Origin of the sequence: Alicyclobacillus hesperidum (assembly GCF_900107035.1) — a bacterium.
In the GTDB taxonomy this organism is placed as follows: Bacteria; Bacillota; Bacilli; order Alicyclobacillales; family Alicyclobacillaceae; genus Alicyclobacillus; species Alicyclobacillus hesperidum.
In genome coordinates, this window is the sequence record NZ_FNOJ01000003.1 from 189,810 (window position 1) to 203,800 (window position 13,991).

Below are 13,991 nucleotides of genomic sequence, written 5' to 3' on the forward strand. Positions count from 1 at the left end.
AGGCTCCTCTCCGCGACGACCACCTTCGCACCAGAATGGTGTTAGGGCGCCTGTTCTATACCTCGCCATCACGATATGCCGTTCGCCAATTGTTGACCGAGCCACTGTGTTATAGAATTCCATCCGTTGGGCGAAGCAATGGCCTGAAAGGCGGCCGACATCGAAAGGGCCTCCTCCCCTTGCTTGGCCAGGGCGGCTTGCCCTGCTACGCTCGGGTGCACGTCGTTCTGCAAAATATAGTTGCTATGCCCGGCAAACGCATCATAGGCGTCCGCAATCGCATCTCCGTACTCGACGGCGTCTTTGGCAATCTGTACATTCGCAGCGCCGATAGCGGCCTCAGCGGCCATGTACAGCGAGCGATCCGACACTGGAATGGGATTGTACAAGTCGTATACGACGACAGTCGCCTTCGCATTAAGCGTATGGACGTCGCGCAAAATAGCCGCTACGTTTGTCGCAATGTCCTGCACACCGCTACTAAGCCGAGCAGCCAACTGTGTAGATTGAGCCGCTGTCAGCGAAACGTCGTGCCAATTCGCTGCACTTTCAGAAAGCAACGAGAGGGCTGGTTGCAGTAAATCGTTACTGCCAATATCGATGGTTACGATGTTGGCCTTTTGGACATCCGCCCGCATACTCGGATCTGATTGCAGCGCATGCAGCAGATTCGCGCTGGTCCACCCTGGAACGCCGAGATCCATAACGTTGTCGTGTACTTTGCTCCCAATGAGATAGGGAAACGCAAGCTGCGAAGGCGCGCGGTTATTGCCAAGGTTGTAACCAAACGTGATGGAATCGCCGAGTGCCACGAGGTTTCCGACAACACGGTTCGCCATTTGGTGGGAAGCTGTCGCGTGAATATCGGCGACAGGCTTTGCCAACTGCTCGCCCACATGCATCTGCGCGGACCATGACAACATCGTGACAGAGGCGATTGAGATTGCAAGGGGACCTAATATCGTCATCTGGAACTCCCACTTCCGTCCGCATTCATTTCAGTTTGTAGATTCTCGCACCACAATCTATTCTCATTATAGGATTGCGTATGCGCGTTTGGAAGCACGTTTTGGAATTCGTTTGGTATACTTTAAGAAATAGGGAGGCGATTGACATGCACGCGCGCGTTGTTTTGCTTGCATCCATGGTCGGCATCACAGGGTTGCTTGCAGGGTGTGGAGCAACGCCAACCGAGCCGCCAGCAGCCGCCAGTGTCGTGCATGGACACGGTACCCAGGCGGCGGGGAGCGCACTGCAGCGAATTGCAGCCAAAGCAACAACGACTCCCGCGACATTCGCGAACGCCGTACACGCCATTGATGCACAGATCCATATGTTTGACGATCGCGCGGGTGTGGCGTGGGGGTATCAAGGGAGCCACTTTGTGTTGTATGCAACGGAAGACGGTGCACACACGTGGGTCCGCCAATCCCTGCCTCCCTTGCCTACCGACGATGTTGTGGCAAACGGCCCTAGCGGCGTCGACTATGTATATCCAATCGTCTCGTCCAAACGCATGTGGTCCTTGGTGTGGATCGATACTGGTGAAGCGCACATCCTGACTACGCGCGACGGCGGCTCGACATGGAGTCCATCGACGTTCTCCCTTCCTGCCGGCGTGTCTCAGGTCGCATTTGGCGAGTGGCAAGGTGCAAAAGCAGGTTGGCTATTGTTCGAAGATGACGCCAGCGGCGGCGCCGCCGCGAAATATCTGTTTGCGACTACCGACGGCGGACAAGCTTGGCACATGGTGAACAATTCGCAGGATGAACTTGTCCACAACGGCTATGCCGCACGTCTGGATTTTGCCCCCAACGGCAAGACGGGCTTGTACGCAGGAGTCGACGATTTGACCAAAACGGTCAATGTCGTCGAAACGATAGACGGCGGTCTGCACTGGCACACAAGTGCATTGACGCTGCCATCCCAGGCTACCGCGCCTCCGGTTGTCGAGTTCGTCAAAGCGAATTCGAATCAATCCCTGATGGTGGCGTTCATGGTGCCGACAGCGAACGGCAATCAACTGTATGTCTGCACGTCCACGTACGGGAAAAATTGGACTGTCAACGATTTAATCGTAGGCCAAGTGCAAGCAATGTCCGCCATTGCACCCGATGGCCTTGTGTTGCTTGAATTGCGCAACAGCGAAGAAACGATTCTCCGCAGCTTGGACGACGGGCAAAGCTGGTACACGGTTGGTCATTCGCTACAGGGTAGCCTTGCCAGTGCAATTCATATTACGCTTGATATCGCGGATCCCGCGACATGGTATATACTTGCGCTCGACTCCAAACTTAATGCAACGCTCTTGCGCTCGCAGGATGGCGGCATGCACTGGCAGGTCATGTGATGAAATGGCGCGCATTTACACGATCTCGGTGTGAAAGCAACGCTGCATATGCTCTAAAAATAGCTCGCCTTGGTCCGTAAAGGTCGCGCAGCCAGCGCGGTGCACAACGGTCGCAAAACCAGCGTCGTACGCACCGCCAGCTGTGAGAAAGTCGCAGATGTCTGTGCAGACGCCGACAATGTGTACCCGCTCTACGCCGAAAGCGCGCAGGCGAACGGCGAGGTCGGTGCCAGAGAAGGCATTGTAGCTGGCCTTGGGGACATACATCACGCTGTCGCGATCGCGCTCCCGGTCATACCAAGTGGCGAGGTCGCCGTACAGTTGCTGCCCCCACGTCCCTTTGACGTTGTGTGGCGGCCAATCGAGGAAATGTGGATCTCCTTCCTGATGCTCATCCATGCAGACGGCAACGATCTGTCCGTCTCTCACCATGCGATCCGCTAGCTCCACGATGTATGGAACAATCGCCTGTGCCGCTCGACCGGCGGTGAGGCTTCCCTCATCGTGCACAAAATCGTTTGACATGTCGACAATAAGTAACGCTTCTTTGGCCATGACAAAGCCCCCAACCATTTGTTGCCCACATTGTACCCATACTTGCAACAAAACTGCCAACCAGATACGATGACGCAAGAAATGAGGGGAAGTTATGCGCTACCGAGGATCACATCGATTGGGAAAATGGCTTGAACAAGGCGGCGAAAAGCTGCTTGACGCCCGCAAAGACGATCTACAAGTGTGGTATGCCGCGCAACGAAAATCGTTTTGCCTGGAGATTGGCTGTGGAAAGGGTGGCTTTTTGCAAACCATGGCCAAGCTCCACCCGGACACAACCTTTGTGGGCGTCGACAAAATGCTGGCGGTCGCTGCCAAAGCGGCTGCGGGCGCGGCTCGGCAGGGACTGTCTAACACGACGTTTATCGTCGGGGACATTGGACATATCGGAGAGCTTTGGCACGAACCTCGCGTCGCCCGCATCTACCTGAACTTTTCCGACCCGTGGCCGCGCCGACGCCATTACGATCGCCGCCTGACCCACGCGAAGAAGCTTGCCCTGTACGCAAAATGGCTGTGTGCAGACGGTTGGCTCGAACAAAAGACGGACAACCTCGATCTATTTAACTGGTCGCTGGCTTCACTTGCGGAAAATGGTTGGGACATCGCCGAATGCGCGCGCGCATTTGCAGAAGGTGAACCCGACGGAACAAGCTTGTCCAGCAAATATGTGCAGACCGAATACGAGGCCAAGTTCCGCAGCGTGGGTTTGCCCATATACTATTTGCGCGCTCGTCCAAAACAAGCTGAGTGAAACGCAAGAGACCAGGGCATGTCCCTGGCCTCGCCGTTTGTATCTTTTACAGGGATTTCGTGCGAAATGCCGCCAGTTTGCGCTCCATCATGTCGTACATCGCATAGACAACCCCTTCACGGCCGACACCGCTCTCCTTGACACCACCGTAGGGCATATGATCCAGGCGATAGGTCGGCACCTGGTTGACCAAGACCGCACCTGCCTGCAACGTTTCCACCGCCGCCAACGCGCGATCGATCCGCTTCGTGAAGACCCCTGCGTTAAGCCCAAACTTCGACCGGTTCGCAAGTTCCACACCGACTTCCCAGCTCGAAATTCGTTCGACGACGACGACGGGCCCAAACGCCTCCTCTGTGACGAGTTTTGCGTCGGCAGGCACGCCTGTCACGACCGTCGGCTGCATGCGATTGCCGTCGATGTCGCCACCGCAAAGTATCTTCGCCCCAGCCGCCTTCGCTTCATCGAGCCAACCTGCCAGTCGCTTGCCAGCCTGCTCATTGATCAAAGCCGAGACGTCGGTTGCCTCATCGATGGGATCGCCAAACCGAAGCGCTTTCGCCCCCGCGACAATCCGCTCTACTAAGTCATCAAACACCGCATCGTGGATATAAACCCTCTGAATCGAAATGCATACCTGTCCGCTGTACGCAAACGCCCCGCTGACGATCTCGCTCGCTATTTTGCCTAACTCCTGCTCCGAGAACCCCTCATCGACGATAAGCGGCGAATTCGATCCGAGTTCCAGCGTCACCCTGCGCAAGCCCGCTTGTGCACGGATCTGCCGTCCGACCGATGGACTACCGGTGAATGTGACATACGCAACATCCGGGTGTGTCGTAAGCACTTCACTGAGTTCCTTACCATCGCCCGGAATGATATTGAGCACGCCTTTAGGCAGTCCGGCATCGGCAAAAATGTGGCCGAGCACGAGTGCCGACAAAGGCGTTTGTTCCGCTGGCTTTAGTACAATGGCATTGCCCGCGGCAATCGCCGGGCCGACCTTGTGCGCCACAAGATTCATCGGGAAGTTAAACGGCGTGATCGCCACGACGACACCCAATGGCTGCCACATCGTGAATCCTACATGGTGTTCCCCGCGCGGCGCGGCGTCCATTGGCACAGTCTCGCCATGGATGGTCCGTGCGGCTTCTGCCGCAAAGCGATATGTCTCAACGGTCCGATCGATCTCTTGTCTGGCCGCTTTCACAGGTTTTGCAGCCTCGCGCGCGATGGTATCGACCAACTCGTCTTTCCGATCCGAAATCAAGTCAGCCACTTTACGCAGGATAGCTGCGCGTTGCCAGGCTGGAACCTGGCGAAACGACCTGGCCGCCCGCGCCGCAACGGCAATGGCCCGCTCCGCCTGCGCGGGGGAAGCGTAGCCAATCTGCGCAATGACGTCTTGGCTATAGGGATTTTTAAGAGGCACCAAGCGCTCTCCCGCCTCCCAATCACCGTCGATCCACAAATGTGTCTCTCCTGCCATCGTCGATCCCTCCGTCCAATTGTTGCTCCCGTCCACGACACGGATTTCCATCTCAGGATACCCACGAGAAAACGGGCTGATGCGCCACAAGGTCACGTCAGGTGCTTACGGTTACCAACTTGCCTCCCTCTTCCGCCGACGTCCGCATCGCATCGACGAGCCGCTCGGCAGCCAAGGCTTCGTGGAATGTCGGCACAGGATAAGCAATCTCCTCACCTGCCGCGCGCAGTGCAAAGACCGCAATACTGACGGCGTGCGCGTTTAAGTGCGCCGTCTGCGCAAATTTGGCCGGCATCGGTGCAAGCACCGGATGCGAGTCCAGCGTAGGCCCTGACAAAGGTTCGCCAGCCGGCGACCAAATCTCGGCCCTCGCCTCGCGATCCAGCGGTATGTACAGCACGCCGCCCTCGCATACGATCTCGATGCCATCGCGCTCCCGTCCCACGTGAACGCGCGAGACCTCAAGTGTACCGACTGCGCCCGATTGCATGTCGAGCCTTGCCAAGGCCCAGTCATCAACCGTCACCGCCTCGCTTCCTCGCGAACCCGGACGACTTGACACAAATGTGCGCAACTCCGCCGCAAGTCTTTGAACCGGGCCAAGCAGGTGCAACAAAAGATCGATTAAGTGCACACCGAGATCGGTAAGAGCTCCCCCACCCGCTTGCGCTTGGCGCAGGCGCCACGCCATCGGGCGGTTGGGGTCTAGATAACCCCCATGGAGCAGTTCGGCGCGAAACGTGAGAACTCGCCCGAGGCGGCCACTGCGTAACCAATGGTAGGCATCGATCACCGCCGGATGAAAACGGTACATAAGCGCAACTTGATGAACAACCCCTGCCGCCTCAACCATCTCTGCCATGCGCCGAGACTCGTCGAGAAAGCCGCTTAAAGGTTTTTCACAGTACACGGCGAGGCGATTCTGTAGCGCACTGGCGAGTGCAGCCATATGGGCGTCGTTGGGCGATGCTATGGACACAGCATCCAAATCTTCACGCAAAAACGCGTGCACGTCGTCCGTCACCGTACGAAACGTTTGCCTTGCCAGCGCAGCAACGGGTGAAGCGAGATCGTGCACTACAGCTGTATCCCATACGATGTGTGGGCAAGGCCTGGAACTTGCGAGATTGAGTTGACTGGCAAGCACATGCGTACGGCCAATAAAGCCGTAGCCGTGCAAACCCATGCGCAGCTGCCGATACGATTTCGTCAAGTGATCACCTCAATGGGGTTGCAGATAAGATTGATGCTCAGCAGTCCACACGATATCTGACACAGGCAGCTTTGCCATCTGAAAACGAGGTATGAGTGCGTATGGACGGATCGGCTCAGGGCGCTCAAGCAAACCGGCCAGATGCGCCAACAGGCCAACGACGCGCTCTGGCGCGACGCCTATAGAGCGCAGGGCAAAAAGCGTCAAATCGCCATCTCGCTTCGACAGCCTGCGCCCGCCTTCGTCGACGATGAGCGGTACATGCGCATAGGCGGGTGGTGGTAGCTTGAAGGCCTCGTAAAGGAAGCCTTGGCGCAATGTCGACGCAAGTAAGTCGCGCCCGCGCAACACGTCCGTCACCTCCATTTCGGCGTCATCGACGACGACCGCCAACTGATACGAGACGACGCCGTCCGCCCGCCACACGACGAAATCTCCGCCGTCACTCGGCCGCCCTACTTGGCATCCACGAACGAGATCGACAAACGAAACCGTAACCTCGGCTGGTACTTGCAGCCGCAACGATGGCGACTTTTGCTCGGCGCGATGCTGGCGCTCACTTGCCGACAGCAGCCGACAACGTCCATCGTAACGTGGCTCATCGCCAAACCATCCATGAGGCGCGGATGCAATGGCCGCAATGTCCGCTCGACTGCAAAAACACGGGTAGGTCAGACCGCGTTCGGTCAATTTGGCCATGGCCTGTTCGTAGCGGGCCATCCGCTGACTTTGCACGTACGGGGCATGGGGGCCACCCACGTCGGGGCCCTCGTCCCAATCTAGGCCAAGCCAACGCAAGTCACTTACAATCTGTTCGACAAAGTGGGTGCGCGAGCGGCCGCGGTCCAAATCCTCGATGCGTAAAATAAAACCTCCGTTTGCGGATCGCATCTGTAGCCAGGCAAGCAAGGCGACAAAGGCATTGCCCACATGCATAAGTCCTGTGGGACTCGGTGCAAAACGGCCTCTCTGCATTTACCGTTCACCTCGCCAAGCAAAGCGTCATTTTTATGGTAGCAAAAAATGATCGAGATACCGAATGGGCGATAAGCAGGATTTCCATCGTGTGAGCGCTAACATGTGTTCATGACATACTGGGATTCGACCTCTGTGGTAGGTCGTGGAATGAGATTCATAGGTTTGAAACGTAGTGGCCCACCGACGGGAAAGGAGAACGACCGATGAAACCGACCCGAGTTCGTCGCTGGCTCATCTCGCGCAGGGATCCTGTGCAACGGCTGGGTATTGTTGTGATCCTTCTTGGGGCCATCGTGGCTGTCGGCACAGATATGCATGCCAACTTCGCCAAAAAGGGGCCGAGTCTACCTGACGAACTTGCAAAAGCAGTCACACCCGGGAAAAAAGCACCCCGTACACAGGGATCCGCGCTGCCAGGCCTTCATGTGTCCCCGTCCATCCCTACCTCCGTCTGCACCGCGACTAGTTCCGAAGCATTCACTGCGACGGCCTTGTTGCCTTGGACGAACGGCCAATGGGCAGTGTCCGGGAACACGTGGTATCGCGAGGACGATGACCTCACATGGCGCAATGTAACACCGCCTACTGTCGTCTCCTCGGACGCCATCGTGACGGCATGCGGATTTGATAGCCAAAACATAGGGGTCGTCGCGACACTGCAAAACGGTGTCACCACCATATACAGCACCAACGACGGAGGCAATACGTGGGTTGCGGCGAACCTGCCTGCCGCCGGGGAAGTTGTCCGACAGGTCGACATGGTCAACGCCCACGTCGGATATGCGTATGCCGAGGACGGCAGTCTGTTTTCCCTTTGGGAAACCGTGAACGGTGGCCAGAACTGGGTGACCACTCTGAGCGGGACAAACCCACTGGCAACTGTAAACCCCTGGTTTCCAAGTACACCCCAAGCGATCTCGTTTTCGAGCGCCGCCGTGGGTTATCGCTGGTCATCGCCGACATCCATTGCGTATACGACCAACGCAGGGAGTTCGTGGTCGAGCGAGCTACCACAGCTATCACTCCCGAATGGCACAGCCGCATTGACGAATATCCATTGGACGGAGTTGCCGCAGTTCTTCGGAAACGTCGGCATCTGGGCTCTCGAGGCAAGCATCGCCAGCAAGCGCGTCTACATCATCTATAGGAGTTCCGATGGCGGAGTTTCCTGGAGCCCTGTCGCAGTGGAGCGGTGGACCCCTGGCGTCGCCCTTCATTTCGTCACGCCGCAAACGGGCTGGGCCATCGATCCGAAACAAAACAAAGTGTTCACAACGGACAATGGAGGGGACACATGGAAATCAGTTGGATCGTCGATTCGCGTTTCATCGCTCATCGACGTTCAACCCATCTCAACCTCGCAGGCATACGCGATCGAAATTCTGAAGAGTGGTTCCATCCGTTGGATGGTCACGACTGATGGAGGAGAATCCTGGAGCGCAACGACTTATCCTTTTCCCATCCATTGCACACCCTAATTTGCACGACGACAACGTCTTACCGTTTGGGGGCAGGATGACCATGATGAGTTTTCGGGGCTTGTTCCGTGTAAGCTGGGTGATGGAGCAGACATGGCAACACCTGTTGTTTGCGCATTGGCCTGTCGCAGCAAGGCACATTCAACCGCTTTTGCCGGTGGGTCTAGAGGTCGACACGTATGACGGGACGGCTTGGGTCAGCGCCATCCCCTTTTATGTCACTCGCATGCATCTGCGTGGGTTGCCGACCTTACCTGGCTTGGCCGACTTCCCCGAATGTAACCTCCGCACGTATGTGACGTACCGTGGCACACCGGGCGTCTATTTTTTTCGATTGGATGCCGGACATGTTTTTGTGCCATCGCTCGCTCGGATTGGCTTTCACGTACCGTATCAATATGCCAGGTTTTATTTTTCCTCAACACATCAACAGACCATCTGTAGGTTCCACGCAAATGGCCACCTGCATCGAGGTGGCCTTGCGTGTACGTACCAACCCATTCCGACCGCTGAGCCATTCACGCCAAGTGGCGGATCGCTCGAAGCATGGCTGGTCAACCGATTTCACTTATTTACATATTGGCATGAAAGACTATGGCGAGGCGATCTCGCCCACAGTCCATGGCAACTCCGCAAAGCGCGATGGCGCCTTGAACACAACAGCCTGTTTACGCCTTTCGGGTTCGCACCGCTGGCGCCAGAGCCCTTGCTTTTTACCGCACAACCCATTACCGCTCGCATTTGGCCGCTCATCCCTGCATGATTCGCGGCCTCCGTAACGGTGTCAACCGTCGACCTGCGTCGCCGCGTGAATCTTCCCAAGCAGCGTTCGAATATCGGTGAGCAGTCCCTCGACGTCGGAAATCGTGAGATTGTGTACGCGCGAAAGAACACATTCGGGTACGTCCGCAACCCGTTGACGCAGGGACTTCCCGCTTTCAGTCAGAGAAACGTAAACCTTCCGCTCGTCGTCCTCAGCCCGACGCCGATGCACCAGCCCCGACTCTTGCATGCGTTTGAGCAGTGGCGTCAAGGTCCCGGAGTCTAAATACAGTCGTTCGCCAAGCGACTTGACGGTGCATTCCCCTAGTTCGAACAAGGCGACCAACACGAGATACTGCGGGAATGTGAGTCCATGCGGCTCTAGCAGCGGCCGATACAACTTCATCGTCTCGCGCGAACACGCGTAAATGGTAAAACAAAGGTGATCGTCAAGCTTGACAAACGGTTTGTCAGACATGTACTTCCTCCGTCCGGGAAGGAACCGGCCATGCAGACCGGTCAAACCTTGGGCCGTCAGGCCTGTTTTGAGTAGTATTCCATGAGTACCTTTACAACCTCAGGGCGGCTGAACTCCGGCGGCGGAGCGATGCCCTCTCGCAACATCTGCCGCACCTTGGTGCCGGACAGGATGACGTGATCCTCGTCGCCATGTGGGCAGGTTTTGGGCGTGGCCATTCCCCCACAACGCTTGCAGTAGAATGAATGCTCAAAGAACAATGGCGTGATTCCCAACTCCGCAAAATCGAAGTGATCAAAGATCCGCTGAGCGTCGTACGTACCGTAGTAATTGCCAACACCGGCGTGATCGCGCCCGACGATGAAGTGTGTGCAACCAAAGTTGCGACGGACCAGCGCGTGCATGACCGCTTCGCGCGGGCCGGCATAACGCATCGCGGCTTTGTAGACGCCAAAGAAGACGCGGTTTTGCGGATAGTAGTGCTCAAGGATGGCCTTGTAAGCGCGCAAGCGCACATCGGCCGGCACATCGTCCGCTTTCGTCGGGCCGACTAACGGATTGAGATACAGCCCGTCGACAGTCTCCAATGCGACCTTTTGAATGTATTCATGCGCACGGTGAACGGGATTTCTCGTTTGAAATCCGACAATTGTCTTCCATCCACGTTCCGCGAAGGCGGCGCGAACTTGTTGCGGCGTGTAGAAGTGGTTCGAAAACTCATCGATCCGTTCGTCAGCAAACACCTGTACAGAGCCGCCGAGATAGACAGATCCTCGCTCATAGACGCGACGAACCCCCGGGTGGGCGTCCTCCTTCGTGCGATACACCATTTCCGCCTCGTGCTCGAGGTTCGGGCGATACATATGCTCGACGCGCATCGCCGCACAGATGACCCCGTCCGGGCGCACGAGGGCAATTTCGTCGTCCAAGTGAATGTCTTTCGCCTGCTCCTCCGAGACCGGAAGTGCAACAGGAATCGACCAGATCGATCCGCTTTCGAGTCGCATCGATTCGACGACACTCAAATAGTCCCGCTCAGACATAAAACCCGTGAGCGGACTGAATGCGCCAATCCCCAATTGATACACATCAGAAACAGCCACTTCATCAAGGACAACCTGCTTCTTTGCATTCAGGCTGGCCCGCTTGTCCGCAACCGCTTCTGGAGCGACCATCAAATTCACCAGTTGAACGCTGGCTCCGCTTGAACCTGCCACTTATGTGCCTCCTTTAGTCCTGCCTAATGGGTGCATCGAGTCAGGCCAATCGACCGATGTCCAGCCGACAGCTTCACTCCTTCTTCTATCATCCCACGTTTTTCACGAGCAGACAAGAAATCTATAAGTATATCGACCGGCAAACTATGATTTTGCCCCCCTCAAAACCCAGAACAAACCATAAAATGTTTAAAAGTGAAACTTTCGGATTATAATACAAACGCAAGGGCACGCCTGCCCAAGCAGGCTTATCTGATTCACAGTCGCCCAGTTCGCTTCAAATGCTCCTCACCCCAACTATGCATCATGTCCAGAATGGGACGCAACGAACGACCGTATGGTGAAATGGCATATTCGACGCGCGGCGGAACCTCTGGGTAGACGGTGCGAACGACGATTCCTTCTTGCTCTAACTCGCGCAGTTGTTTGGTGAGAACGCGCTGCGAGACACCGGGAATTCTGCGCTTGAGCTCAGAGAACCGCATATTGGGTTGCGAAAACAAGTGGTAGAGAATCACCATCTTCCACTTGCCGCTGATGACCTGGAGGGTTGATGCCACAAGGCACTCGGATTGCGTCAGATGATTTTCCACTCGAATATCCCTACCCACTCGATTATGGTTACTTCAAGTATACCATGGAACTTACAGGTGCGTACTTACCAAACGAACTTTACTGATGAATAATAAGGAATGAACGAAGCGCGGATGATTGTCCGCTCTATCGCAACGAACTCATGAACAGGGAGGCAACTTCTGATGGCCAAGTCCACATGGAACGTCGATACGAGCCACAGCCACGTCGGCTTTAGCGTCAAGCACATGATGTTTACCACCGTACGCGGTAGCTTTAAACAGTTCTCAGCAACCGTTGTCGCTGACCCGGAAGACTTGACAAACGCAGAGATTGACTTCACGGTCGAGACTGCGAGCATCGATACCGGTGACGAAAACCGCGACAATCACCTGCGCAGCGCGGATTTCTTTGATGTGGAGAACCACCCGCAAATCACCTTCCGCGCAACGGGCACGACCAAAACGGGCACCGATGCTTACGATATGACGGGTGATTTGACCATTCGTGGGGTCACAAAGCCAGTCACCTTCCATGTGACTTACGAAGGAACGGGTAAAAACCCATGGGGTGCAGAGGTCGCCGGTTTCAGTGCGACAACCAGCATCAACCGCAAGGATTTTGGTCTTACATGGAACGCGGCACTGGAGACGGGTGGGGTCCTCGTGAGCGACCAAGTGAAAATTGAGCTAGAAATCCAGGCCAGCAAGGCATAAACAGAGTTCTCGCTCATGAAAAATCGCCACGCGACGTGGCGATTTTTCATTTCTTAAGGAGGGCCACGACGATGAACCTCAAGATAATCGTGGCGATTTGGATTGATGCCGATGCCACCCCGCGCTCCGCCATCGCGATCGCGCGCGAGCTTGCCGCGTCATACGGCGCGATGGTGACCACGGTAAGTTCCATCAACCATCTCCGTGACGAACCAAATCACATCACCGTCGATGCCGATCCGCAAGCTGCCGATATGACTATCGTGAACCACATCAATCCGAACGTACCAACCGTAGTCGTCACGCAAGATTACGGCCTGGCCGCGCTCGTACTGGCGAGAGGAGCCGCCGCATTATCGCCAAACGGACTCATCTTTGACGCTGAGAACATTGATAGGTTGCTCGCGAACCGCGCCATAAGCGCTCGTATGCGGCGTATGCCACGTTCGATGCGGTCTAAGTTGCGCGGCCCGAAAGCGAGATCGGCAGAGGATGATGCGCGATTCCGCGAAAGCCTCACGCACATTCTCAAGAAATTGACAGATCGCCATACATAGAAGCCCGCGCTCTCCTAAACTTACATCCCTCTGTGGTAGCATGATAGCAAAGCAAGGAGGCGGATGATTTGGAGGTTTTGCATTTATCAGACATCACATGGGTACGCGGCAAGCGGACCATCTTGGAACACGTAAATTGGCGCATTCGCGCGAACGAACATTGGGCGCTCCTTGGCCTGAACGGATCGGGCAAAACGTCGCTGTTACAGATCATCAGCGGTTACCAATGGCCGACACATGGCAGCGTGACCGTACTTGGAATGCGATACGGCAGCGTGGATGTCCGCGAGGTGCGAAAACACATCGGCTGGGTGAGCAGTGCCATCGCCAGTCGCTTTGAGGCCGACGCCAGCTTTGATAAGGCTTACGAGATCGTCATCAGCGGCAGGTACGGTTCCATCGGCTTATGGCAGCCGCCCACGGACGAAGATCGCCAGGATGCCTTACATGCACTTGAACAGGTTTCACTTTTGCACTTGGCCGAAGCACCGTTCAACACGCTATCACAAGGCGAGCGTCAACGTCTGCTCATCGCACGCGCGTTTATGGCAAAACCCAAGCTACTCGTTCTCGACGAGCCGTGTACAGGGCTCGATATACGCGCACGCGAACTTTTGCTTTCGTCGCTCGAACGCACGCAGAACAATGGCGAGGGACCCACGATCATCTACGTCACGCATCACGTCGAAGAAATCCTTCCCTTTATCTCGCACGCCCTCGTGATGGATGAAGGGCGTGTCGCCGCATCCGGAGCAAAACAGGCCGTACTGACCGACGACGTGTTACGGAACGCATTTCACGTCGATGTCCGCACGACCTGGGAGAATCAGCGGGTTTGGTTAACCGTGCGCTAATCTACAAGTTGGTCACC

Annotated in this window: 15 protein-coding genes; 7 read left to right on the top strand and 8 right to left on the bottom strand. The window is 56.1% G+C overall.

Annotated features, from left to right (window positions below; translation table 11 throughout):
• Positions 1 to 68: 68 nt before the first annotated feature.
• Positions 69 to 968 carry a GDSL-type esterase/lipase family protein gene (locus BLU70_RS03415; RefSeq protein WP_244885099.1) on the bottom strand — a complete coding sequence of 300 codons (900 nt, stop codon included), beginning with the start codon at positions 966 to 968 and terminating at the stop codon, positions 69 to 71.
• Positions 969 to 1,114: 146 nt separating this feature from the next.
• Between BLU70_RS03415 and BLU70_RS03420 the strand changes: the two genes are divergently transcribed.
• Positions 1,115 to 2,350 carry a beta propeller repeat protein gene (locus BLU70_RS03420; RefSeq protein WP_083341129.1) on the top strand — a complete coding sequence of 412 codons (1,236 nt, stop codon included), beginning with the start codon at positions 1,115 to 1,117 and terminating at the stop codon, positions 2,348 to 2,350.
• A 15-nt stretch (positions 2,351 to 2,365) separates the two neighbouring features.
• On the opposite strand, the gene BLU70_RS03425 is transcribed toward BLU70_RS03420, so the two are convergent.
• Entirely contained in the window at positions 2,366 to 2,905 is a 540-nt protein-coding gene (locus BLU70_RS03425) for a cysteine hydrolase family protein (protein ID WP_100218592.1), read from the bottom strand.
• A gap of 94 nt (positions 2,906 to 2,999) precedes the next feature.
• On the opposite strand from BLU70_RS03425, the gene trmB reads away from it, so the two are divergent.
• On the top strand, positions 3,000 to 3,659 hold the full coding sequence (gene trmB / locus BLU70_RS03430) for a tRNA (guanosine(46)-N7)-methyltransferase TrmB (protein ID WP_074691968.1): 660 nt from the start codon (positions 3,000 to 3,002) through the stop codon (positions 3,657 to 3,659).
• Between the two features lie 46 nt (positions 3,660 to 3,705).
• Here trmB and BLU70_RS03435 read toward each other — a convergent pair whose 3' ends face one another.
• From BLU70_RS03435 to gluQRS, 3 genes are all read right to left on the bottom strand, one after another.
• A complete protein-coding gene (locus BLU70_RS03435) occupies positions 3,706 to 5,148 on the bottom strand; it encodes an aldehyde dehydrogenase family protein (protein ID WP_074692134.1) in 1,443 nt (480 codons plus the stop codon).
• 97 nt (positions 5,149 to 5,245) lie between these two features.
• Entirely contained in the window at positions 5,246 to 6,361 is a 1,116-nt protein-coding gene (locus tag BLU70_RS03440; RefSeq protein WP_074691971.1) for a Gfo/Idh/MocA family protein, read from the bottom strand.
• Between the two features lie 9 nt (positions 6,362 to 6,370).
• Entirely contained in the window at positions 6,371 to 7,336 is a 966-nt protein-coding gene (gene gluQRS / locus BLU70_RS03445) for a tRNA glutamyl-Q(34) synthetase GluQRS (RefSeq protein ID WP_074691974.1), read from the bottom strand.
• A gap of 206 nt (positions 7,337 to 7,542) precedes the next feature.
• On the opposite strand from gluQRS, the gene BLU70_RS03450 reads away from it, so the two are divergent.
• Together BLU70_RS03450 and BLU70_RS03455 are read left to right on the top strand one after the other, a co-directional pair.
• Positions 7,543 to 8,817 carry a sialidase family protein gene (locus BLU70_RS03450; protein ID WP_074691977.1) on the top strand — a complete coding sequence of 425 codons (1,275 nt, stop codon included), beginning with the start codon at positions 7,543 to 7,545 and terminating at the stop codon, positions 8,815 to 8,817.
• Between the two features lie 43 nt (positions 8,818 to 8,860).
• The gene (locus tag BLU70_RS03455; protein ID WP_052012213.1) at positions 8,861 to 9,580 is read left to right on the top strand and encodes a YqjF family protein; all 720 of its coding nucleotides are present in this window, start codon (positions 8,861 to 8,863) and stop codon (positions 9,578 to 9,580) included.
• 21 nt (positions 9,581 to 9,601) lie between these two features.
• On the opposite strand, the gene BLU70_RS03460 is transcribed toward BLU70_RS03455, so the two are convergent.
• From BLU70_RS03460 to BLU70_RS03470, 3 genes are all read right to left on the bottom strand, one after another.
• On the bottom strand, positions 9,602 to 10,057 hold the full coding sequence (locus BLU70_RS03460) for a MarR family winged helix-turn-helix transcriptional regulator (protein WP_074691980.1): 456 nt from the start codon (positions 10,055 to 10,057) through the stop codon (positions 9,602 to 9,604).
• A 56-nt stretch (positions 10,058 to 10,113) separates the two neighbouring features.
• On the bottom strand, positions 10,114 to 11,241 hold the full coding sequence (gene sat / locus BLU70_RS03465) for a sulfate adenylyltransferase (protein WP_276326107.1): 1,128 nt from the start codon (positions 11,239 to 11,241) through the stop codon (positions 10,114 to 10,116).
• A gap of 290 nt (positions 11,242 to 11,531) precedes the next feature.
• Complete coding sequence (locus BLU70_RS03470; RefSeq protein WP_052012212.1) at positions 11,532 to 11,867, bottom strand: winged helix-turn-helix transcriptional regulator; 336 nt, start codon at positions 11,865 to 11,867, stop codon at positions 11,532 to 11,534.
• Between the two features lie 165 nt (positions 11,868 to 12,032).
• Here BLU70_RS03470 and BLU70_RS03475 point away from each other — a divergent pair, with 165 nt between their 5' ends.
• The 3 genes from BLU70_RS03475 (at position 12,033) to BLU70_RS03485 (ending at position 13,974) form a co-directional block, all read left to right on the top strand.
• Positions 12,033 to 12,563 (top strand): YceI family protein, encoded by a 531-nt coding sequence (locus tag BLU70_RS03475; protein WP_006446131.1) that lies wholly within the window; start codon positions 12,033 to 12,035, stop codon positions 12,561 to 12,563.
• Between the two features lie 71 nt (positions 12,564 to 12,634).
• Positions 12,635 to 13,120 carry a DUF188 domain-containing protein gene (locus tag BLU70_RS03480; RefSeq protein ID WP_074691986.1) on the top strand — a complete coding sequence of 162 codons (486 nt, stop codon included), beginning with the start codon at positions 12,635 to 12,637 and terminating at the stop codon, positions 13,118 to 13,120.
• Between the two features lie 68 nt (positions 13,121 to 13,188).
• A complete protein-coding gene (locus tag BLU70_RS03485) occupies positions 13,189 to 13,974 on the top strand; it encodes an ABC transporter ATP-binding protein (RefSeq protein ID WP_074691990.1) in 786 nt (261 codons plus the stop codon).
• Positions 13,975 to 13,991 lie beyond the last annotated feature (17 nt).